Source organism: Ruegeria sp. HKCCA5929, from assembly GCF_013034525.1.
GTDB lineage: Bacteria > Pseudomonadota > Alphaproteobacteria > Rhodobacterales > Rhodobacteraceae > Ruegeria.
Window position 1 is genome coordinate 850952 of sequence record NZ_WQGE01000001.1, and the last position, 22146, is coordinate 873097.

General features: G+C 57.1%; 22 protein-coding genes. 14 read left to right on the forward strand and 8 right to left on the reverse strand.

All coding sequences use genetic code 11. The features are described 5' to 3' along the window. Positions 1-83 precede the first annotated feature (83 nt). The 5 genes from GOV90_RS04230 to GOV90_RS04250 all read left to right on the forward strand — a co-directional run bounded on the left by GOV90_RS04230 (position 84) and on the right by GOV90_RS04250 (position 4576). Positions 84-1415, forward strand: a complete 1332-nt coding sequence (locus GOV90_RS04230; RefSeq protein ID WP_171090658.1) for a M23 family metallopeptidase — start codon at positions 84-86, stop codon at positions 1413-1415. Next, positions 1405-1905 (forward strand): polymer-forming cytoskeletal protein, encoded by a 501-nt coding sequence (locus GOV90_RS04235; RefSeq protein WP_171090660.1) that lies wholly within the window; start codon positions 1405-1407, stop codon positions 1903-1905. The genes GOV90_RS04230 and GOV90_RS04235 overlap by 11 nt, the downstream gene beginning before the upstream one ends. Positions 1906-2024: 119 nt before the next feature. Beyond that, positions 2025-2834 (forward strand): zinc-dependent peptidase, encoded by an 810-nt coding sequence (locus GOV90_RS04240; protein ID WP_171090663.1) that lies wholly within the window; start codon positions 2025-2027, stop codon positions 2832-2834. Between the two features lie 112 nt (positions 2835-2946). Then, positions 2947-3636: an aquaporin Z gene (gene aqpZ, locus GOV90_RS04245; protein ID WP_171090665.1), complete on the forward strand. Its 690-nt coding sequence runs from the start codon at positions 2947-2949 to the stop codon at positions 3634-3636. 97 nt (positions 3637-3733) lie between these two features. Further along, positions 3734-4576 (forward strand): alpha/beta fold hydrolase, encoded by an 843-nt coding sequence (locus tag GOV90_RS04250; protein ID WP_171090667.1) that lies wholly within the window; start codon positions 3734-3736, stop codon positions 4574-4576. Positions 4577-4623: 47 nt separating this feature from the next. On the opposite strand, the gene GOV90_RS04255 is transcribed toward GOV90_RS04250, so the two are convergent. Both GOV90_RS04255 and GOV90_RS04260 read right to left on the reverse strand, forming a co-directional pair. After that, positions 4624-5181 (reverse strand): peptidylprolyl isomerase, encoded by a 558-nt coding sequence (locus GOV90_RS04255; RefSeq protein ID WP_171090669.1) that lies wholly within the window; start codon positions 5179-5181, stop codon positions 4624-4626. Then, positions 5174-5680 (reverse strand): peptidylprolyl isomerase, encoded by a 507-nt coding sequence (locus tag GOV90_RS04260; RefSeq protein WP_171090671.1) that lies wholly within the window; start codon positions 5678-5680, stop codon positions 5174-5176. Before GOV90_RS04260 ends, GOV90_RS04255 begins: the two co-directional genes overlap by 8 nt. A 133-nt stretch (positions 5681-5813) precedes the next feature. On the opposite strand from GOV90_RS04260, the gene pgk reads away from it, so the two are divergent. From pgk to GOV90_RS04290, 6 genes are all read left to right on the forward strand, one after another. Beyond that, on the forward strand, positions 5814-7007 hold the full coding sequence (gene pgk, locus GOV90_RS04265) for a phosphoglycerate kinase (RefSeq protein WP_171090673.1): 1194 nt from the start codon (positions 5814-5816) through the stop codon (positions 7005-7007). A gap of 163 nt (positions 7008-7170) precedes the next feature. After that, positions 7171-7470, forward strand: coding sequence for a septum formation initiator family protein (locus GOV90_RS04270; protein ID WP_171090675.1), 300 nt, complete (start codon positions 7171-7173; stop codon positions 7468-7470). A 176-nt stretch (positions 7471-7646) separates the two neighbouring features. Continuing rightward, positions 7647-8636: a pyruvate dehydrogenase (acetyl-transferring) E1 component subunit alpha gene (gene pdhA, locus GOV90_RS04275; RefSeq protein WP_171090677.1), complete on the forward strand. Its 990-nt coding sequence runs from the start codon at positions 7647-7649 to the stop codon at positions 8634-8636. Positions 8637-8651: 15 nt separating this feature from the next. Then, entirely contained in the window at positions 8652-10022 is a 1371-nt protein-coding gene (locus GOV90_RS04280; RefSeq protein WP_171090679.1) for a pyruvate dehydrogenase complex E1 component subunit beta, read from the forward strand. Between the two features lie 14 nt (positions 10023-10036). Beyond that, a complete protein-coding gene (locus GOV90_RS04285) occupies positions 10037-11335 on the forward strand; it encodes a pyruvate dehydrogenase complex dihydrolipoamide acetyltransferase (RefSeq protein ID WP_171090681.1) in 1299 nt (432 codons plus the stop codon). Between the two features lie 154 nt (positions 11336-11489). Next, positions 11490-11732, forward strand: a complete 243-nt coding sequence (locus GOV90_RS04290) for a hypothetical protein (protein WP_171090684.1) — start codon at positions 11490-11492, stop codon at positions 11730-11732. A gap of 7 nt (positions 11733-11739) precedes the next feature. Here the strand turns inward: GOV90_RS04290 and cysE are convergent, their stop codons facing one another. Beyond that, on the reverse strand, positions 11740-12549 hold the full coding sequence (gene cysE, locus GOV90_RS04295; RefSeq protein ID WP_171090686.1) for a serine O-acetyltransferase: 810 nt from the start codon (positions 12547-12549) through the stop codon (positions 11740-11742). Positions 12550-12633: 84 nt separating this feature from the next. Between cysE and GOV90_RS04300 the strand changes: the two genes are divergently transcribed. Beyond that, positions 12634-12972, forward strand: a complete 339-nt coding sequence (locus tag GOV90_RS04300) for a TraR/DksA C4-type zinc finger protein (protein WP_171090689.1) — start codon at positions 12634-12636, stop codon at positions 12970-12972. 276 nt (positions 12973-13248) lie between these two features. Here the strand turns inward: GOV90_RS04300 and GOV90_RS04305 are convergent, their stop codons facing one another. Both GOV90_RS04305 and GOV90_RS04310 read right to left on the reverse strand, forming a co-directional pair. Beyond that, complete coding sequence (locus GOV90_RS04305) at positions 13249-15528, reverse strand: glycoside hydrolase TIM-barrel-like domain-containing protein (protein WP_254429041.1); 2280 nt, start codon at positions 15526-15528, stop codon at positions 13249-13251. A gap of 620 nt (positions 15529-16148) precedes the next feature. Beyond that, positions 16149-16529, reverse strand: a complete 381-nt coding sequence (locus GOV90_RS04310) for a VOC family protein (protein WP_171090692.1) — start codon at positions 16527-16529, stop codon at positions 16149-16151. Positions 16530-16577: 48 nt separating this feature from the next. Here GOV90_RS04310 and GOV90_RS04315 point away from each other — a divergent pair, with 48 nt between their 5' ends. Continuing rightward, complete coding sequence (locus GOV90_RS04315; protein ID WP_371732476.1) at positions 16578-17105, forward strand: winged helix-turn-helix transcriptional regulator; 528 nt, start codon at positions 16578-16580, stop codon at positions 17103-17105. Between the two features lie 314 nt (positions 17106-17419). Beyond that, positions 17420-18685 carry a DEAD/DEAH box helicase gene (locus tag GOV90_RS04320; RefSeq protein WP_171090697.1) on the forward strand — a complete coding sequence of 422 codons (1266 nt, stop codon included), beginning with the start codon at positions 17420-17422 and terminating at the stop codon, positions 18683-18685. An 85-nt stretch (positions 18686-18770) separates the two neighbouring features. Here the strand turns inward: GOV90_RS04320 and mltG are convergent, their stop codons facing one another. From mltG to GOV90_RS04335, 3 genes are all read right to left on the reverse strand, one after another. After that, positions 18771-19928, reverse strand: a complete 1158-nt coding sequence (mltG, locus tag GOV90_RS04325; protein WP_171090699.1) for an endolytic transglycosylase MltG — start codon at positions 19926-19928, stop codon at positions 18771-18773. Beyond that, positions 19929-21194, reverse strand: coding sequence for a beta-ketoacyl-ACP synthase II (gene fabF / locus GOV90_RS04330; protein WP_171090701.1), 1266 nt, complete (start codon positions 21192-21194; stop codon positions 19929-19931). It abuts the gene before it with no gap. Positions 21195-21388: 194 nt separating this feature from the next. Then, on the reverse strand, positions 21389-22132 hold the full coding sequence (locus GOV90_RS04335) for a HisA/HisF-related TIM barrel protein (protein WP_171090704.1): 744 nt from the start codon (positions 22130-22132) through the stop codon (positions 21389-21391). Between the last annotated feature and the right edge of the window lie 14 nt (positions 22133-22146).

A 22146-nucleotide genomic window follows, 5' to 3' on the forward strand; every position in this document is an offset into this window, starting at 1 on the left:
CGACGAGCCGTTTATGCAATCGGCCCAAGGGACGGCTATTGCACCACGACCGGTCCCGATCTTGGGGATGAGAGGTAAGACGCGTGCGAACACGTCTGACAATAAAGTTACATTCGCTGCTGGAGCGGCATTTCCCGGAACGCCGGGTTTTTCTGAAATCTGACAAGGACACGCGCTTTATCCGGCTTAGCTCGGAAACGCAGGTGATTGCGGTTGCTGGCGTTGCTGTCATGGTCGGCTGGACAGCGGTCGCGACGGCCATTCTGCTGATGGACAGCATCGGGTCTGGCAACTTCAGAGAACAAGCCAAACGCGATCAGGCGACCTACCAGGAACGCCTGAACATCCTGTCCGCAGAACGGGACGCCCGCGCACAAGAGGCCCTTGCGGCCCAAGACCGCTTTAATGCAGCGCTTGAGCAGATTTCCGCTATGCAGTCCGAGCTGCTGGCGTCGGAAAACCGCCGCCGTGAGCTTGAGACCGGCATCGAGGTTATCCAAACCACCCTGCGCAGCACTATGAAGCAACGGGAAGAGGCGCGGACTGAGCTGGCGACCCTGAAACAGGAAACCAGTGACACCGACATGTATATGACGGCCACTACCGCCCCAGTGCAGATGGCCTTCATGACGGATGCGTTGGCACGCACTGCCGAAGAACGCGACCAGATCGCTTCGGACGCGCAAGATGCGTTGGTTCAGAGGGACGAACTGGAACTGGAAATCCGTCTGATGCAAGAGCGCAGCGACGCGATCTTCCGCCAGTTGGAAGACGCCATGGTGATTTCGGTCGAACCGCTGGACAAGATGTTCCGCCAGGCCGGGATGCCCACCGATCGTATCATCGAAGAGGTCCGGCGCGGATATAGCGGTATGGGCGGTCCGCTGACCCCTTTATCCCTTAGCACGCGTGGCGAGGAGGACGAGCTGTCCGCCGACGAGGCCCGCGCGAACATTTTGCTTCAACAGATGGATCAGTTGAACCTGTACCGGATTGCTGCGGAAAAGGCCCCCTTCGCCAGCCCGGTCAACAGTGCAGTGCGTTTCACCAGCGGTTTTGGCACACGCCGCGACCCCAAAACCGGTGGTCGCCGGATGCATAACGGTGCGGATTTCGCTGGTGCGCACGGCACTGATATCTTCGCGACAGCAGACGGTGTGGTCACCCACGCAGGTTGGCAGTCGGGTTTCGGACGGCTTGTAAAAATCAAGCACGCGTTTGGAATTGAGACACTTTACGCTCATAACACCAAGATCAACGTCAAGGTTGGTCAAAGGGTCTCGCGCGGGGATCATATTGCTGATATGGGTAGCACCGGACGGTCCACCGGCACGCATTTGCACTATGAGGTGCGCGTGAACGGAAAGCCCGTGAACCCAATGACTTACATCAAGGCTGCGAGAAATGTTTTCTAAAAGCAAAATCAACGAGCCCGCATCCAAGGCACCTGAGGCGGCCAAACCTGCCGCTCCGGCGACCCCAGCGGCCCCTGCTCCAACCGAGTCGAAACCTGCCACTGCGCCCAAGCCAAAACCGCCTGCGTCGGTTCTGTCTTCGGATCTGCACATCACCGGCAACATCAAGACCTCCGGTGACATTCAAGTGGAAGGTACCGTCGAAGGCGACATCCGCGCTCATCTTCTGACCATTGGTGAATCTGCAACCATCAAAGGTGAAGTCACCGCCGATGACGTCGTGATCAACGGCCGCATCGTTGGCCGGGTACGTGGCCTGAAGGTGCGCCTGACCTCGACCGCACGTGTCGAAGGCGACATCATCCATAAGACCATCGCCATCGAAAGCGGTGCGCATTTCGAGGGTTCGGTACAGCGTCAGGACGATCCGCTGAACCCTGGCCGCAGCGCCAAGGGGGGATCGAACCCGGCGGCTGACGTCAAACAATAATTCGACCTTTCAGGTCAGACCCGAGACGCCGCAGAAACACCTGCGGCGTCTTTTTTTATAACGACTGCTTGCCTGTGAAACTGGTTTTGATCCCGCTGACATCGCGTTAGGGTCGGGCCATGTTGGTTTTTTTGATACTTGTCGCCCTGATCGCTGGTGGTGTGGCGTATTACTTTTGGTCAAAGCAACAGGCCCGCCAGGCCCTGCTGGCCGCGCCGCTGAGCGATCAGCAACGACGGCTTATCGACGCTCAGGTCCCGATTCTGCAGAAAGTGCCGCAAGACCTGCGCGCAAAGCTGGAAGGCAAAATCAACCTGTTTCTCGATCAGGTCGAGTTTATAGGTTGCGACGGTCTGGATGTCACAGAAGACATGCAGATGTCCATCGCCGCGCAAGCCTGTCTGTTGGTTGTGAATACTGAGCTTTGGTATGACAACCTCACCACCATCCTGATCTATCCCAGTGCTTTCAAATCCAGGCAGAGCCGACACAGCGGTTATGTCGTCACAGAGAAAGAAATCGTGCGAACTGGCGAAAGCTGGAATCGCGGCCCGGTGATCCTGTCCTGGGCGCACAGCCAACGTGGTGCGATGAACGATCATGACGGGCAAAATGTTGTCTTTCACGAATTCGCACATCAGATCGACGATCTGACAGGGTCGGCCAATGGTGTGCCCGTTCTCAGCGCCAACCAGAGTTTTTCCGAGTGGGAGGCCGCGTTTCTGACGGCTTATGACGCCCATGTACAGGCCGTTGAAATGGGACGCCCAACTGTAATTGACCCCTACGGCGCGGAAGGGCACGAAGAGTTTTTCGCCGTTTCAGTTGAAGTGTTCTTTGAGCGGCCAAAAGCTCTGCGCAACTCTGACCCAGAGGTCTACAAACAGCTGTCGAAACTTTTTCAACTGGATCCTGCACAGTGGCATTAGTCAGTTGTCGCCTGGGGTGAGAGGGCATCCGGGAAATTCCCCGTTCGCCTCAATTTAACAAAAGTTAATTTTTGAATTACAGTTAACCTCATCGCATTGTGGAGGAAATTTCATGTCGTCAAAATTACTTGCCGAGTTCTTCGGTACCTTTTGGCTGGTTCTCGGAGGCTGCGGCAGTGCCGTATTGGCCGCAGGTGTTGCAGATGTCGGCATCGGATGGCTTGGAGTGTCCTTCGCCTTCGGCCTGACAGTTCTGACAATGGCCTACACGGTTGGTCCGATCTCTGGCGGTCACTTCAACCCGGCGGTCAGCTTAGGGCTGATGATTGGAGGAAGGTTTCCAGCCAAGGATCTGCTGCCCTATTGGGTCGCTCAGGTTATCGGAGCGATTGCAGCCGCCATTGTGTTGTACCTGATCGTTAGCGGAGCACCCGGTTTCGAAGGGGTCGGAGGGTTCGCATCAAACGGATACGGAGACGCGTCCCCGCAAGGCTATTCAATGATGTCCGTTCTGGTGATCGAAATTGTGATGACGGCCTTTTTCATCTTCATCATTCTGGGCGCAACTTCAGACAAGGCACCGGCTGGTTTCGCACCGATTGCCATTGGCCTGGCGCTGACACTGATCCATCTGGTGTCAATTCCGGTCAGCAATACATCGGTCAATCCCGCCCGGTCCACCGGAGTCGCCCTGTTCGCAGACGGCCCCGCGCTTGCGCAGCTTTGGATGTTCTGGGTGGCACCCCTGATCGGAGGCGCGGTCGGTGCGTTGATCTGGAAAGTGACTTCATCTGAAGACTAACGTGAACTGACTCGGTTTTTTCCCTGTCAATAAAAAACAAGCGTATCCTTCCGTAACGCCCGGCTGAACCAAGGCTCGGGATCAACGGGAGGATACTATGAAGATTACAGCGACTACATTTGTACTGGGATGCCTGGCCACCGCCAGTTGGGCTGCCGACCCGTGGCTGAGCATCCCAGCAGCCCCAGAGATGCCATCAGCCAACATGTCCGGCACCGCTGAAATCAATGGGATCAATATGTACTACGCCACCTATGGAGACGGTGAAGGCACACCGATCTTAATGATCCATGGTGGCTTGGCGCATGGTGACATCTGGGCGGCACAGGTTGCGGATCTTGCCGCAGATCACACCGTGATCGTTGCCGACACTCGCGGGCACGGGCGATCAACCAATGATGGCAGCACCTATTCCTACGGATTGCTGTCGCAGGATTATCTGGCTCTGTTGGACTATCTGAAGATCGATCAAGTGCATCTGGTTGGCTGGTCCGACGGGGCCAACATCGGCTATTCGATTTCGAGCACCAACCCGGAACGGCTGGCCAGTCATTTTGCTCATGCGGGTAATGTGACGCTGGATGGTATCGATCCGTCGGTAGAAACCAACGAAGTGTTTGGCGCCTATGTCGGCATGATGGCCGAAGATTATGCAGCAATGTCCCCCACGCCAGATGGGTTCGAAGCGTTCCTGGGCGGGATCGCTGCTATGTGGAGCACCGAAAAACCCGGTGGTTTGGAGGCGCTGTCGTCGATCACTGTCCCGACACTGGTCGTTCAAAGCGCGCATGACGAAGCCATCCTGATGGCACATTCGCAGGCAATTTCCGAGGCCATTCCGGGGACAGACTTGCTTGTTCTGGAAGATGTCAGTCACTTTGCTTCATTTCAGAAGCCGGATGCCTATACGCAAGCTATCCGCGACTTTATCGATCAATAAACCATAGAAAAAGCCCGGCGCTTTGGGCCGCGCCGGGCTTTCACTACTTATTCGGTGACGGTGACTTTTTTCATCACGTCGGGCTGGCCCGTGACCGCTCCGGTCTGGGAATGCCCGCGTTTGATCGCATCCACCACGTCCATACCATCGGTCACCTGACCGACCACAGTGTACTGCCCGTCCAGGAACGGGCCGGGTTCGAACATGATGAAAAACTGCGAATTGGCCGAATCCGGGTCATTCGAACGCGCCATGCCGACCACGCCCCGGTCAAAGGTGACGTCGGAAAACTCGGCTGGCAAATCGGGTCGGTCTGATCCGCCGCGTCCAGCGTAACGCATGTCAAACCCGTCCGCGCCGGAATTGCCGTATTGCACGTCGCCGGTTTGTGCCATGAAGCCGTCAATCACGCGGTGAAACACGACGCCATCATACTGACCGTCGGTGGCCAGCGCAGTGATCTGTTCCACATGCTTGGGAGCGACGTCCTCGAACAAGTCGATCGAAATAGTGCCATTGGCCCCTTCCCCTTCGACCTCAATCTGCAGACCGCTGGCCAGTGCCGGACTGGCCACCAGTGCAAAAACCGCAGCCAGCTTATACATCGGCGGCCACTTTGACGCTGATCATGCGATCCGGGTTCGCTGGCGGTTCGCCCCGAACGATGGCATCCACATGCTCCATGCCATCGATCACACGGCCATAAACGGTATATTGACCGTTCAGGAAGTGGTTGTCCTTGAAGTTGATGAAGAACTGAGAGTTGGCCGAATCCGGGTTTTGCGACCGTGCCGCGCCCAGCGTGCCGCGATCATGGGGCAGTTTCGAGAACTCGGCTGGAACGTTCGGAAGCGACGACCCACCGGTGCCCGCCATGCGCAGGTTGAAGCCGTCTTCCATATCGCCGTGCTGAACGTCGCCGGTTTGCGCCATGAAACCGTCGATCACACGGTGAAAGGCTACGTTGTCATATTCTCCACCACGGGCCAGTTCCTTCATCCGCGCGCTGTGCTGGGGGGCCACGTCGGGCAACAGCTCGATGACGACGTTGCCGCCTTTCAGCTCGATGATGATTGTGTTTTCGGGATCTTTGATCTCGGCCATGTGGCCCTCCTGTCGTTTGTCTTGCGCAAATACCTATGCGCCAAGCGCGTGAATGCCAAGTGACGCATTGACCTGAGGGCAAAATGCAGGAAAAGAACCGCCTAAATCGGTTGCCACTGGGAAGGATTGCACGATGGGCTGGAAAACACTGGACGATATGGATCTGAACGGCAAACGCGTGCTGGTGCGCGTGGACATCAATGTCCCTGTCGTTGACGGTGTTGTGACCGACGCCACCCGTATCCAGCGGATCGCACCGACAGTACGCGATATTCTGGCCGCCGGTGGTAAGCCGATCCTACTGGCCCATTTCGGTCGCCCAGGTGGCGAGCGACGCGAAAACTTGTCACTCAAGCAATTGGTGCCGACACTGGAAAGCACTTTTGGCGCCCCTGTCCTGTTTGCAGCCGATTGCGTGGGCACCGAGGCTGAACTGGCCGCCGATGCGCTGCAACCGGGTCATCAGGTATTGCTGCTGGAAAACACGCGCTTTCACGCAGCCGAGACCAAGAACGACGCTGATCTGGCCGCAGGCATGGCCAAGCTGGGGGACGTTTATTGCAACGATGCGTTTTCAGCCGCGCACCGCGCCCACAGTTCGACCGAGGCTTTGGCGCGCCTTCTGCCCGCATGTGCAGGTCGCCTAATGCAAGCCGAATTGCAAGCGCTGGAAGGCGCACTGGGTGCCCCTAAACGGCCCGTAACTGCTGTTGTAGGCGGTGCAAAAGTATCCACCAAACTGGAGTTGTTGGGCAATCTGATCGACAAGGTGGACTATCTTGTCATTGGCGGTGGCATGGCCAATACCTTTCTGGTCGCAAAAGGTCTGAACGTCGGCAAATCGCTGGCTGAGCGGAACATGAAGGATACCGCTGCGGAAATCCTGACCAAAGCCGAAAGCTCGGGTTGCACCATTGTTCTGCCCACGGATATTGTGGTTGCAGACAAATTCGAAGCCCATGCTCCGCATCAAGTCTTGCCCGCAGATCAATGCCCCGAAGACAGCATGATCCTGGATGCAGGTCCTGAAAGCGTCGCCGCGATCACCGAGATCTTTACAAAAAGCAAAACGCTGATCTGGAACGGCCCGCTTGGCGCGTTCGAATTGGAACCCTTTGATGCAGCGACCAATGCCGCCGCATTGAAAGCGGCGGCTTTGACCCGTTCGGGCCAGTTGGTCTCAGTTGCCGGTGGCGGCGATACCGTTGCAGCACTGAACGCATCGGGCGCGGCACATGATTTCTCGTACATCTCCACTGCGGGCGGCGCATTCTTGGAATGGATGGAGGGTAAGACCCTGCCCGGTGTAGCCGCACTGGAACAGTAGTCCTGTCGCGGCGCGCTTTCGCTTACCTTGCGAGACATTCTGACTCATCCCCTGATTTTTGGGAATCAGGGGATTCACAAGCCGAATCACCTGTGACATAGTGCTGAAAGAGGTTCGAAAAGGACCCGTTATTGAGGCAAGTTTTCATACGGCGGTAAACAGAGTGTCCCGTTCCCATCGGCCCGGTTTGGGCGCAGTTGCTTTCTTCTCGGTGGCTTTCATGCTGGGTGTCTATTTCACCTTTGCCGCCGTACAAGGAGATTATGGCCTGTTTCGTCGGGTCGAGATTGCAGCGGAACGGGACGCTCTGTCGCGCGATTTGGCGAAGCTGAATGCCGAGATCGCCGAGATGGAGAACCTGACGCTACGGTTGTCTGACACTTATCTTGACCTGGACCTTCTGGACCAGCAGGCACGCTCGGTTCTGGGTATGATCCGCGCGGACGAGATCGTCATTCGCTAAGCGGACTTGGTTTTTTCGTCGAGCAGCCCTTCTCTACCAACAATTCATTTTGCTTTGATAAGCGCAGCTTAGCGTAAACCGACGCTGCGTCACATTAACACTCGCCAGATCGCCCGAAATGCTTTAGAAGATAGTTTAACGCTAAACTATCTGTCCGAAAGGGGGAGATCGCCACAATGGCTGCGCGAAAAACCACAAAGAAACCAAATGTTTCTGCGGAAGAGCTCAAAACCTACTACCGCGAGATGCTGCTGATCCGCCGATTCGAGGAAAAGGCCGGTCAACTTTACGGTATGGGTCTGATTGGCGGCTTCTGCCACCTTTACATCGGACAGGAAGCGGTTGTTGTCGGCCTCGAAGCCGCCGCACAGGAAGGTGACAAACGCATCACCTCGTATCGCGATCACGGCCATATGCTGGCCTGCGGTATGGATCCGGGTGGCGTTATGGCCGAGCTGACCGGGCGCGAAGGCGGCCTTTCCAAAGGCAAGGGCGGCTCGATGCACATGTTCTCGAAAGAGAAGCATTTCTATGGCGGTCACGGCATCGTTGGTGCACAGGTTCCGCTGGGCGCAGGTCTGGCCTTTGCTGACAAATACAAAGAGAACGGTGGCGTGACATTCACCTATTTCGGTGATGGCGCGGCCAACCAGGGTCAGGTCTATGAGACGTTCAACATGGCCGCTCTCTGGGATCTGCCAGTGGTCTTTGTGATCGAAAACAACCAATACGCCATGGGTACAGCGCAGGCGCGATCAACATCGTCGCCAGACATCTACGTGCGCGGCGAGGCGTTTGGCATCCCCGGTGAGATCGTCAACGGTATGGATGTGTTGGCGGTTAAGGCCGCAGGTGAGAAAGCTGTGGCCCACTGCCGTGCGGGCAAAGGCCCTTACATCCTTGAGGTTAAAACCTACCGGTATCGCGGTCACTCGATGTCTGACCCGGCCAAGTACCGCACCCGCGAAGAGGTTCAGAAGGTTCGCGAACAAAGCGATCCGATCGAACATGTGCGCGAGCTGCTGTTGACTGGCAAACACGCGACCGAGGATGATCTGAAGGCGATCGATAAAGAGATCAAAGAGGTCGTCAATCAAGCCGCTGAATTCTCGAAAGAAAGCCCCGAGCCTTCCGTCGAAGAGCTCTGGACTGACATTTACGCCTGAGAGGACGAATAAGACATGGCAACCGAAATTCTCATGCCCGCCCTTTCGCCCACAATGGAAGAGGGCACACTAGCCAAATGGCTGGTCAAGGAAGGCGACACTGTAAGCTCTGGCGATATCATGGCCGAGATCGAAACCGACAAGGCGACGATGGAATTTGAAGCCGTTGATGAAGGCATCATTGGCAAGATCCTAATCGCTGAAGGTACCGAAGGGGTCAAGGTGAACACCCCTATCGCGGTTCTGGTGGAAGAAGGCGAAGACGCCTCTGCCCTGCCAGCGGCTGCTCCTGCAGCCGCAGCGGTGACCGAGGCCGCCCCTGCGGCGGTTGAGGCCCCCGCTTCTGCCGCTGCCCCCGCTGCTCCGGTCGTTGACCTGTCGCCCGATTGGCCCGCAGATGCAGAGATGAAGTCCGAAACCGTCCGTGAAGCGCTGCGTGACGCGATGGCCGAGGAAATGCGTGGTGACGAAGACGTCTACCTGATGGGTGAAGAAGTCGCCGAATATCAGGGCGCGTATAAAATCAGCCAAGGTCTGCTGGACGAGTTTGGCCCCAAGCGCGTTATCGATACGCCGATCACCGAGCACGGTTTTGCAGGCATCGCCGTTGGTTCAGCCTTTGGAGGTCTGAAACCGATTGTCGAGTTCATGACCTTCAACTTCGCCATGCAGGCGATTGACCAGATCATCAACTCTGCTGCCAAGACGCTGTATATGTCAGGCGGTCAGATGGGCTGCCCCATCGTGTTCCGCGGTCCTAACGGTGCCGCCGCCCGAGTGGCTGCGCAGCACTCTCAGGACTATGCAGCGTGGTACATGCAGATACCCGGCCTGAAGGTGGTGATGCCCTACTCGGCAGCCGATGCTAAAGGTCTGCTGAAATCGGCGATCCGCGACCCCAACCCGGTTGTCTTCCTGGAAAACGAAATCCTCTACGGGCGTTCTTTCGACGTGCCGCAGGTGGATGACCTGACCATCCCGCTGGGCAAGGCGCGTATTTGGCGTGAAGGTTCGGATGTGACCATCGTCAGCTTCGGCATTGGCATGCAATACGCACTCGAAGCCGCCGACAAACTGGCGGAAGAAGGCATCAGTGCCGAAGTTATCGACCTGCGCACAATCCGCCCGATGGACACTGGCGCAATCATCAACTCGGTGATGAAGACGAACCGTCTGGTGACTGTGGAAGAAGGTTGGCCGCAAGGCTCGGTCGGCAGCTACATCAGCTCGGTCGTGATGCAGGAAGCGTTCGACTATCTCGACGCCCCGGTCATCAACTGCACCGGCAAAGATGTACCGATGCCCTACGCTGCGAACCTCGAAAAGCTGGCCCTGATCACCACCGATGAGGTGATCGCCGCCGTCAAACAAGTGACCTACCGGTAAGGAGCGACAGACAGATGCCCACCGAAATTCTGATGCCCGCCCTTTCGCCCACAATGGAGGAAGGCACGCTTGCCAAATGGCTGGTCAAGGAAGGCGACACCGTTTCCTCTGGCGACCTGCTGGCCGAGATCGAAACCGACAAGGCCACGATGGAGTTCGAAGCCGTTGATGAAGGCACCATCGGTAAGATCCTGATCGCCGAGGGAACCGAAGGCGTTAAGGTCAACACCGCCATTGCTGTTCTGCTGGAAGACGGCGAAAGCGCAGATGACATTGGTGCGACGCCTGCCGCCGCGCCTGCGGCTGCGCCCGCAGCAGAAACTGCAGCGCCAGCGGCGTCCGAGACGCCAGCCTCTGCCCCGGCCCCGGCTGCTCCGGTCAAGGCTGATGGCGGTCGTGTTTTCGCCTCACCACTGGCCCGTCGCATTGCGGCGCAAAAAGGTCTTGATCTATCGCAGATCGCCGGCTCTGGCCCGCATGGTCGCATCGTCAAGGCGGATGTGGAAAGCGCGACTGCCGCACCGGCTGCAGCTGCTCCAGCGCCTGCAAGCACTGCTCCCTCTGCGCCTGCGGCACCAACCGGGCCGTCGGCAGACATGGTCGCTCGGATGTATGAAGGGCGCGAGTACGAGGAAATCCAGCTGGACGGTATGCGCAAAACCATCGCCGCGCGCCTGTCCGAAGCCAAACAGACCATCCCGCATTTCTATTTGCGTCGTGACATCAAGCTGGACGCGCTGCTCAAGTTCCGCAGCCAGTTGAACAAGCAGTTGGAAGGCCGTGGCGTCAAGCTGAGCGTCAACGATTTCATCATCAAAGCTGTCGCAAACGCACTGCAACAGGTTCCGGCCTGTAACGCAGTCTGGGCGGGTGACCGCGTGCTGCAACTGAAGCCTTCGGACGTCGCCGTTGCTGTTGCGATTGAGGGCGGCCTGTTCACCCCGGTTCTGCAAGATGCTGACATGAAGTCATTGTCCGCCCTATCGACCGAGATGAAAGACCTTGCAGCCCGCGCCCGCGAACGCAAGCTGGCACCGCATGAGTATCAGGGCGGCACCTTTGCCGTCTCAAATCTGGGTATGTTTGGCATCGACAACTTCGATGCAATCGTAAACCCGCCACATGCCGGAATTCTGGCTGTAGGGACCGGTGTGAAAAAGCCTGTTGTCGGAGATGATGGCGAACTGACCGTGGCAACCGTGATGTCTGTCACAATGTCCGTGGATCACCGCGTCATCGACGGGGCGCTAGGGGCAGAACTGCTCAAGGCCATTGTCGACAATCTGGAAAATCCGATGGTCATGCTGGCCTGAGGCACTCGAACACCCCCCGCCCAAGCTTTTGTTGGGCGGGGGTCATCTTATCATTTGGCGCTGAATTGAACCCGTGTGATTGGCGTATCAATTGCCTAAAGCGCATTGACCTCCCACCTTCTTCTACAAGATTAATTCAGAAGGAGAGTGCTCTGTGGTCCGCAAGAACCTTGTACAAAGCTTGGTAGTTTTGGTCCTTTTGACTGGGACGACACCAGGCGAGGTCTCTGCGAAACCGAACAGTTATCCGGGCGAGCACTCGAAATTCAAAAGCAGTGATCCTGAGGCGATTGCCGAGCAGAAAGCTGAACAAAAGCGGCGCAAAGAACTGCGTCAGCAGAGACGAGAGGAACGCAAGCGCAAGCGGTTGGAGAAACGCACCAACCGCTTGAAGTGATTTTTACCTACTGGTCTTTGCCCAGCATGTGGTCCATCGAGATCGCAGGCTGATCGCATCCCGCCTCGCCCACGATCTTCGCGGGAATACCAGCAACGGTTTTGCAAGCCGGTACAGGTTGCAGAACCACCGAACCCGCAGCGATACGGCTGCAATGGCCAACTTCGATGTTGCCCAGAACCTTCGCTCCGGCCCCAATCAGAACCCCGTTGCCGATCTTGGGGTGGCGCTGTTCCTCTTCCTTGCCGGTTCCGCCCAGCGTTACCGAATGCAACATTGAAACATTATCGCCCACAACAGCGGTTTCACCAATGACAATGGAATGAGCGTGGTCGATCATGATACCCTTGCCGATCTTTGCAGCCGGATGAATATCTATCCCGAATATCTCGGACGAGCGCATCTGGAAGAAATAGGCCAGATCGTAGCGACCCTTTTTCCACAACCAATGCGCAACCCGATAGGCCTGCATCGCCTGATACCCTTTGAAGTAAAGGATCGGCTGCAACAGGCGGTGACATGCGGGGTCACGCTCGTAAACGGCCATCAGATCAGCCCGCGCCGCTTCGATCAGATGTGGATCATCGGCATATGCTTCGTCGACAATCTCTCGCAAGACCATCATCGACATCTCGTTCGAGCACAGCTTGGCCGAAATCCGATAGGAAAGCGCGCGTTCAAGGCTGCGGTGATGCAGGATACAGGCGTGCACAAGACCACCCATGAGTGGTTCTTTTTCTACGGCCGCGTGGGCCTCGGATGTGATGCGGGTCCAAACCGGATCAACCGGCGTTACATGACTGCGCTTTTCAAACATGGCTTTTAATCCTTTGCTGCGCCTAGAATGCCATTTAGTGGTAAAAAGACCAAACGCAAACCCGTGATCTGCAATGCAACAAAAATGAATGAGTTCGAAAGCTCATATTTTAAAACAAAAATTCGCGAGCGACTGTCCGAGTTGGAACAGCTTTCAGCGTCAGGTCAAAAGGCGCAGGCTGTCGTTGAACTGGATCAACAAGCGGTTGGCCGACTGAGTCGCATGGATGCCTTGCAAAACCAGGCCATGGCAAAGGCGCAACAAACCAATCGCGATATTGAAAAAAGCCGTCTTCAAGCCGCCTTGGTACGCATTGAAGAGGAGGAATACGGGTATTGCGAGGATTGCGGCGACCGAATTCCAGACGCGCGGTTGGCGCTGGACTTGGCCGCCAGCAAATGTGTCAGCTGCGCTGCCGGGTGACTAAGAATTTGGAAAGATGGTGCAGAACCGTCTCAAAACATTGGCAATACTGCAAGTCGTCGAACCCCGGCTCATTCGCCAGGGTTCTGTTTCGAGCAACGGCCATCAGCGAGCCGTTGCCGTAAACGGGATGAAGTCGCCCCGTGCGTTCAAGATGCCTGTCAGCCAGTTCTGCTTCATGAATCATCCGAACGCATAAACGTGTCCGGTCTGCCTGAGGAGCTGCCAGCAAAGCACACGCTGCGGCACTGACATCTCCGTGCAGAACCGGCCGCATCAGGCTGACTGCCCCACCAAAAGACGGGTTGACGGACCGGGGCCGTAGACGGCTGACACCTGCGCCACTTCGACCTCATACGCGCCGGTCGAACCGTCCGCCGCCTTCATTGTTGAGGAATAGGTCCAGCGTGGTTCCGCGATCAGGTCTTCGCGCAGCAATGTTCCATCTGCACGGATGCGCACCAGATAGGATTCGGTTTCTTCGCCCAGAGGTATCTCCAGCCCCGACCAATCATCCGCGTCCAGACGCGCACGTCTGATCCATGAAAATGCATCGCCGGACAGACCGGCTTGAACTTTCAGGTGCACCGGTGCGTAAGGACGCAATCCGTTACCATCGAAAGACGCGATCAGATGTTGGAAAGACGGATCATCGTAACTGCGATCCACAGGCCCGATGCGGTAGTGTTTGGCCATCCGACGCTCATTGCGCAACAAACTTGTCTGCTGGATCTGAGAATTCAGAAGAACAAAAACTGAGCCATCCGGCCAGACATCCGGCATCAACGCGTCAGTGCCCAACTGCCCCCTGAGACGCCCGGACAAGGCGTAGACTCCGGGCGCTTCGAGAACCGCATCAGAAAACTGAAAAACCTCCCAGTTGCCCGGCGACCCATCGCCGATAGCAGCCAGATTCAGGCCATTCAGAACTGAACCACGGGGGCGGGATTCCAACTGGCCCGACACCAACTTGATCCGCAACGCCGGACCCTCGTCCCACACACCCGCGCTGGCACGATACAGCGGGGTTTCGGTGACACCAACAATCGCTTGGCCCTGGATTATGTCGCCCAGCGCGTAAGCTTCGTCACTTGACGAGTTATAGACCGCAGCCGCGCCGGGCCACGGATCGCCCGTGACAGCCAGATAAGGGGCATGCGGAATTTCTGCGCCAGTGAACAACGGCAGGTCCAGAAAAACCGGCAGCAAAGGGGTCGGCGCAGCATAGGGTTTCACTGTCGGGGCATCTTCGCGCAGGTCCGAAGCCTTGTAGACACCTTGTTCGACCCGAACCGCCTCGACCAGTTGCAGGTCCGATGTTTCCAGTCGGTCAATGCGGTAAATCGGGCTGTTTTCGACCTCTGACAATCGCACCAGATCCCCGGCACCCAGATGTATCTGCGACGGCGGCAGCGCAAAGCGCACGGTATCACGCGAGGCCCTTGCCTCACTCAGCCAGCGTTCCGCGGTTTGACGACCCTCTGCCCGGGTCATCGACAACGGCATTTCATTCACCGAAACGGAATGGGTTTTGTCCTGAGGGAGTACGGCCTCTTCTGCGACCAGATCATGGTCCGCATCCGACTGCACAAAGCGCAGGCGAACCCGACCAGTCATCTCGGCCTCGGCCTCACGCCGATGTTCAACCGCGCCTTCCAGATCGCTGCTGATCGCCAGCTGATCAGGGTTGAGTGCGACCGCACCGTAACCGTCGCGCATCTGAAACCGCAACTGACCGTCCCGTTCAATTGCATCAAACCCGTAACGCAGCATCAGTGGTTGCAAAGCGGACCGCGCGTTTGTCACATCTTCGATCACATAGCCCCGAACCACACCATGAAGTCGCGAAACATCGATGTCTGTCACCCCTGCCCCATGGCAGATTTCGGTCACTACAGATGCAAGTGTCCGCGACCCGGACCGCCCGTTCAGCCAATGCCCTCTGGCATAGTTTTCTCCATCGTCCCATTGGCTCTGCAGATTTGGAAATGTTGGAAACGGACGGGTATCCCACGCCCAAACGTACGCGTTCGCCAAATCCAGCATCCGAGCGCCATAGATATGTGACACTGGATTGACTGCGGGATCGCTCCAGTGTCCTAGTGTTGCGGTCAAATACTGCGCCTGAATGTAATCATCCCTCAATCCGTTCGAATAAGCTGGCAAAAGCGACTCCGAGGACTTGGGATCGAGGAACTTGTTTGGCTGGTTTGTGCCCTTGTCGATTGCCGCACAGCCCAGTTCATCCACCCATGCTGCATCGAACTGCGGCCCGCGCAGCCCCTCAGGATCATGCGCCGAAAACGCCTGCGCCTCGGCCCCGTTGGGCCAGATCAGTTTCCGTTCCGACGCCTTCCATGTGGGCCGACGATCCGGCGGCGAGCACTGTAATATCCCGCTATCGCCAAAGATCATCACATCGCGCACCTGATCAAAGGTCTCACCGACCAACGCCACCCGGCTGGCCTCTCCACGATCCAACGGTTTCGCCCCTTCAACCATCGACCGCACCCATTCAGCCCCGGCACGTGTTTTCCCGGCTCCACGCCCGCCCATAATCACCCAAGACCGCCAATCTCCCTCGGGCGGCAACTGATGCGGCAGCGCCCAAAACTCAAACAGGAAAGGGAGGGCGCACAGCCCCCCCCTCCCCGATCTCACTCAGAAATCTCTCTCGCACCGCAGCATCGGCGGAGGCGAGCCAACCTGCACCCGATTTCAAATCGAGCGCGCTCAAGGTCGAGCGCGTACCCCCCTTGGGCAATTCCGGCTTGTCTGTGATGTTGTTCGACAAAGCTTGTCTCCACTTTCTGACAACTTCGGATCAGCCCCTCTAACTGCCCGAGTTGCCTGGCTGAACCAGCAAGATCTGCATCCTCCCCGGCACCGATCTGTTTGCGCAGGTCTTCCGCCGCTTGCCGCAGATCGCGAATGGACCTCTCAAGCGACTGCAACAAGTCAGCCGTCTGGGAAATCCGCTCTTCCGGGGTAATCAAAGTCATGTTTGCCTGTGACCTCATGCGTGAGTTTTCTCCGCACGAGAGAAACGAAAAACGGCCACCGGGTTGCCTCCCGGGCGTTGCCCACTTCTTCTAGCATAGCACAATCAGTAGATAAAAAAGAACGCAATGTCAATGTGTTAAGCAACACGCACGCAACACGCACCGTTCGCAGCGTTAAGACTGTCCGCCCGATAAATCCTGCGCCAACATCAAAGCATTCATGTCCGGATCATAAAATGTTGCCGTGCTGACCATCCCTTCAATCGTGTCCGTTTCTCCGTCGAATTTAACTCCGGCGTTCTCCAGTTTTTCGCGCGCGTCCACGATATCGGCAACTTCAAAAACGGGGACGCAGTTACCCGGCAAAGCTTCGACTTGCTCGCCCAGCCCCAAAGTGACTCCGTCGACACTTGTCCGCATTTCACTCCAACCCGCTTCATCGATGTGATGGATAAGCTCAAAACCAAGTTTGTCTGTATACCAATCGACGCTTACATGCCGATCCCGAACTGACATCGCCAGCGTTATGGTATTTTTCAATGAAACGAGCGGCATAGCACTTTCCTTTTTTTTAAAATATAGTTACTATACTTTATGGACATAATGACACTTGTCAAGCTGACCTCTCGGGCTTGGTCGTTGAACATACTTGCCCTGCTGCACGAAGGGGTTCCGGGTCGGCAGGCACCACTCTTGTCTGCCACCAATGCAAGCCGTACCGCGTTTGCGGCCAGTTTTGCCCACCTCACAGACCTTGACCTGATCGAAAGGAACCCTGGCCATGGGCATCCGCTACGGCCGGAATTCCGGTTGACACCATCCGGGATCGCGACCGCCGAAATTGCCAGCAAAATTATCACTGCTGCTCGCGACAAAGATGAAACCAGTCTTTTGCGAAAAACATGGACCGTTCCGGTTCTGGCTCTAACGGACCGGCCCCATCGGTTTTCGACCATCAAATCGGGACTTTCGATCATTACAGATCGGGCGCTGTCATCGTCACTCCATCAGCTGGAGGCACAAGAATGGATCAGGCGTGATATCAACACAGCCGGGCGGATGCCGTTTCCGACATACCGCGCAGTAAAAACCGGTCTTGCCATCAACAAGGCTGTGGGTCTAACGCTATAACTCAGCAACCACGCCAAGTGTTGTTTTTGTATCGGCAAGGCTTCTTAAGCCACGCCCCAGGTTGACATTTCCGAGCTCAACCCTCATGTCCCCTCAAAGCCAAGCGCTGCAGCGTGAGCCTGAGCGGACCTTGTCCGCCCCACAGCGCCCGATCCACCCATAGTTCCCCATCACGCAGGGTTCTTGACGCGACGACCGGACAGCGCAGGGTGCGCCTGCCCGTCCCGAGGTCTCGCACAACCCCTGCAGGTCGCCAGATGCGACCCGTCACGACCTGTCCGTGGGCAATAGCTCCGGGCATAAAGGATAGTTTTTTGTTCGACTTCGACATGCTGGGTCTTGCCCCCGCACTCAACAAAGCGCTGAAAAGCGCCAATTTCACACAGCCTACCCCGATTCAGAACCAAGCCATCCCGCTTGCGCTGAACGGCCACGACATTCTGGGTCTTGCCCAAACAGGTACCGGCAAGACACTGGCCTTTGGCCTGCCTCTGATTGATCACCTGCTGGCTCAGCCTGGAAAACCTGATCCCAAGACAGCCAAGGCGTTGATCCTTGCGCCGACCCGCGAATTGGTGAACCAGATCGCCGAAAGCCTGCGCGTCTTGACCAAAGGCACCAAGCTGCGCGTTGGGACAGTTGTGGGCGGACAATCGATCAACAAGCAGATCATGTTCCTGGCGCGTGGCACAGATATTCTAGTCGCCACTCCGGGTCGCCTGATTGACCTGATGGACCGTGGCGCCGTCGATCTCAGCTCAGTTCGCCATCTGGTTTTGGACGAAGCTGACCAGATGCTGGATTTGGGGTTTATCCACGCCCTGCGCAAAATTGCACCAGCGCTGGGTACTCCACGCCAAACCATGTTGTTTTCGGCTACCATGCCAAAACAGATGGAAGAGCTTAGCCGCGCGTACCTGACCAACCCCCAACGGGTTCAGGTGTCGCCTCCAGGCAAGGCCGCTGACAAGATCACACAATCGCTGCACTTTGTGTCGAAACCCGGAAAACCAGCAAAGCTGCGTGAAATACTCTCACGAGACAGCGATGCGCTGACATTGGTGTTTACCCGCACCAAACACGGGGCCGAACGATTGATGAAGGGTCTGGTTGCCGATGGGTACAACGCGGCTTCGATCCACGGCAACAAAAGCCAGGGGCAAAGGGACCGCGCGATCAAGGCGTTTCGCGAAGGTGAGGTAACCATTCTGGTGGCCACCGACGTTGCCGCGCGTGGCATCGATATCCCTGGCGTTGCTTATGTTTTCAATTTCGATCTACCCGAAGTGCCTGACAACTATGTCCACCGGATCGGCCGCACGGCGCGTGCCGGGCGTGAAGGTGAGGCCATTGCATTTTGTGCACCTGAAGAAGTCGATCTGCTGCGTCAGATTCAGAAACTGATGAAGATCGAAATTCCCGTCGCAAGCGGCACAATGCCTGAAGGCGTTGAACCCCAAAAACCAGCGCGCCGCCAAAATAATCGCCGTCGTGGGTTCAAACCCAGACCAGCCAATGGCGATGGAAAGCCTTCGGCTGGAAAGGGTCGCCGACCCCGCCGCAGACGCCCTGCCGCTTAACACCAAAAGCCAATACCAAAAGAAACGCCGACGTCGGATATTCCTCTGACGTCGGCGTTTCTTTTCGTAGTTTTGAAGTTTGGGTCTAGTTTCCCGAGTTCCGTTCGGCTTCAATCTCGCGCCACTTAGCAACGTTACGGTTATGCTCCTGCAATGTCTCTGCAAAGGCATGACCGCCCGTGCCATCGGCCACAAAGAACACAAAGCTGGTGTCATCCGGCGCAACGGCGGCCTCAAGACTTGCCAAACCGGGGTTCGCAATCGGGGTCGGCGGCAACCCATCGATCTGATACGTGTTCCACGGCGTTGGGCGGTTCAACTCACTGCGCCGCAAACCCCGACCCAAAGTGCCCTGCCCTTTGGTCACGCCATAAATGACCGTCGGGTCCGTCTGCAGTCGCATCCCTTGATTCAGTCGGTTCACGAAAACGCTGGCTACTTGTCCGCGCTCTTCGGGAACTCCGGTTTCCTTTTCGATGATCGAAGCAAGGATCAGCATCTCTTCGGGGCTTTCCAAGGGCAAGCCATCCTGACGGTTTTCCCAGGCCGCATTGATCCGAAGCTGCTGTTTGTCTTGCATAGCCTTCAGGACATCATTGCGGTCCTGACCGGCCACAACATCATAACTGTCCGGGGCCAACATACCCTCAGCCGGGATCTCAGTCACTTCTCCGGTCAGCGCCTCAAAGGACTTCAACGCTTCAACCACCTGCCATGAGGTCACGCCTTCGGCCAAGGATACGCGATACCGAGTGTCCGCTTCATTGCGCTTTTCAGTATAGGCTGCTGGGGCCTCTTCCTCCAAAGCATCAAAAGACGCGATTTCATCAAAATCCAACGTCGCCGGGTTCAACTCGCGTACCCGTGTCTGGGCACGGGTCACGCCGATGCGGTATTCGATCTCGGATCCACACGTGCTGGCCCCGCTGCTGGTGATTTCGGCAATGATCTGCTCCATCGACGCGCCTTCGCGTACCAGAAAGCTACCGGCTTTCAGCTGCTGCGCGCGGTCCGTGTAATCCGCAGCCATACGGAACAGCGTCGCATTGCGGATCGCGCCCTGATCTTCCAGTTCCTGACTGACACGCGTCATGTTCGATCCGCTTCTGACCTGTAGGCAGATTGCGGTTTCAAGCGGGCCGTCCGCTTTGTACTGAGATTGCCCCCAAAGGATCAGTCCGCCCATCAGGAACAGGCCGACCACCAACATGGTCAGCGCATTCGAAGCAATGGCCCGCCACATTTAGCTGACCTTTCCAAAGATCACGCTGGCATTGGTACCGCCAAACCCAAACGAGTTTGACAGAGCCACGTTGATCTCGCGCTCGCGCTTGGCATTCGGTGCCAGATCAATCGGTGTTTCGACAGCCGGGTTGTCCAAGTTGATCGTCGGCGGCGCCACCTGATCCCGGATCGCCAGGATCGAGAAGATCGCTTCAATCGCGCCCGCAGCCCCCAGCAAGTGCCCGGTGGCCGACTTCGTCGAGGTCATTGTGGCGTTTGACGCATGATCGCCCAGCAGGCGTTCCACAGCACCCAACTCAATCGTATCCGCCATGGTCGAGGTGCCATGCGCGTTGATGTAGTCCAGATCTTTCGGCTCCAGCCCGGCACTGCGCAGCGCGGCCTTCATCGAACGTTCGGCCCCATCGCCATCCTCTGACGGTGCGGTGATGTGATAGGCATCACCCGACATGCCATAGCCCAGAACCTCGGCATAAATCTTCGCTCCACGCGCCTTGGCGTGTTCGTAGTCTTCCAGAACCACGATGCCCGCGCCTTCACCCATGACGAACCCGTCACGGTCGACATCATAGGGACGGCTGGCTTTCTTCGGGTCGTCTGCATATTTCGTCGACAGCGCCTTACAGGCGTTGAAACCTGCAATCCCGATCTCGCAGATGCAGCCTTCGCCGCCACCTGCAACCATGACGTCCGCATCACCTGCACGGATAATACGGCTGGCATCGCCGATCGCATGGGCGCCAGTCGAACAAGCAGTCACAACAGAGTGGTTCGGCCCCTTGAACCCGTGGCGGATCGACACCTGACCCGAGGCCAGATTGATCAGAGCACCCGGAATAAAGAACGGCGACACCCGACGCGGGCCTTTGTCGCGGATCAGATTGGCTGTATTGGCAATCGAGCCCAGCCCCCCGATACCCGAACCAATCAGAACACCTGTCCGCAGGCGGTCTTCCTCATCTTCAGGCAACCAGTTCGCGTCCTTGCAGGCCATTTCCGCAGCCGCGATCGAATACAGGATAAAGTCCTCGATCTTGCGCTGTTCTTTCGGCGGCATCCAATCATCGGGATTGAACGTTCCGTCGGTTCCATCCCCGCGCGGCACCTCGCAGGCATAGGTCGTTGTGACCCCGCTTGCCTCAGCGTCGAAATGCGTGATGGGGCCTGCGCCGGATTCTCCGTCCAGCAGCCGCGACCATGTTTCCTCGACCCCGCTGGCCAAAGGAGTGACCAATCCAAGACCGGTTACAACGACTCTGCGCATGAAGTGCCTCTTGCCTGCTTCCTGTTATGAGAACCGCTCATACCCCGGCCCGGGGTGCGGGGGCAAGAGCAAGGGCGATTTCCGCGCCGGCATCCTGCCGCCGATCACCCAGAGAAACGCGTATTTTAGGGAAAACACAGTACCCGCCCTTTCACGCGCGCAGCAGAAAGGGCGGAATGGTTTGTTGTTTCGACTTACTGGAACTGCGCCACTGGCTCGTGTGCGGCCTTAGCCATCTCCAGAGCATCTGATAACTCAAGCGACTTACGGAACAGCGCCCGCCCAACAATTGCGCCCGAGATATTCGGAATATAAGCCAGACGGGAAATATCGTCCGCCGTGCGCACAACACCGCTCGCAATCACCGGGGTCCTCGAATGCGCGGCGATTCCGGAAATCAGACCTAGTTGAGCGTCTACATCTTCCATGTCACTGTCGATATCTGTCACGACAATCGCAGCAAATGGCACGCCTTCGAATGCGTCAATGAATGCTTCGGGTGTGAACGCGCTCTGGTTGCGCCAACCATCGGTCATGACATACCCCTGCCAGACATCGACAGACAGCACGATTTGGTCTGGGTACAGCTTGGCCAGTTCCTTGACCAGATTCGGCTCCAGCGCGGCCAAAGTGCCGATGACAACGCGCCCTACGCCTTTGTCGATCCAATGCTCGACCTGTTCTCGCGTGCGCATCCCACCGGCCAATTGCACGGGAATCTCAGCTCCGCGAATGATTTCCTCGACCAGTTCGACGTTGGTATCTTTGCCTTCAATCGCGTCGAAATCGGTCAGATGCATCCATTCAGCACCCGCCTCAGCCCAGCTCCGCGCGGTTTCAACCGGATTCACGTGCCAGATCATCGCGTTATCCAGACGGCCTTTGTCCAGCGTGACACACCGGCCGTTCTGCAGTTCCATCGTGGGGTAAATCCTCATGAGCCTGTTCCTCC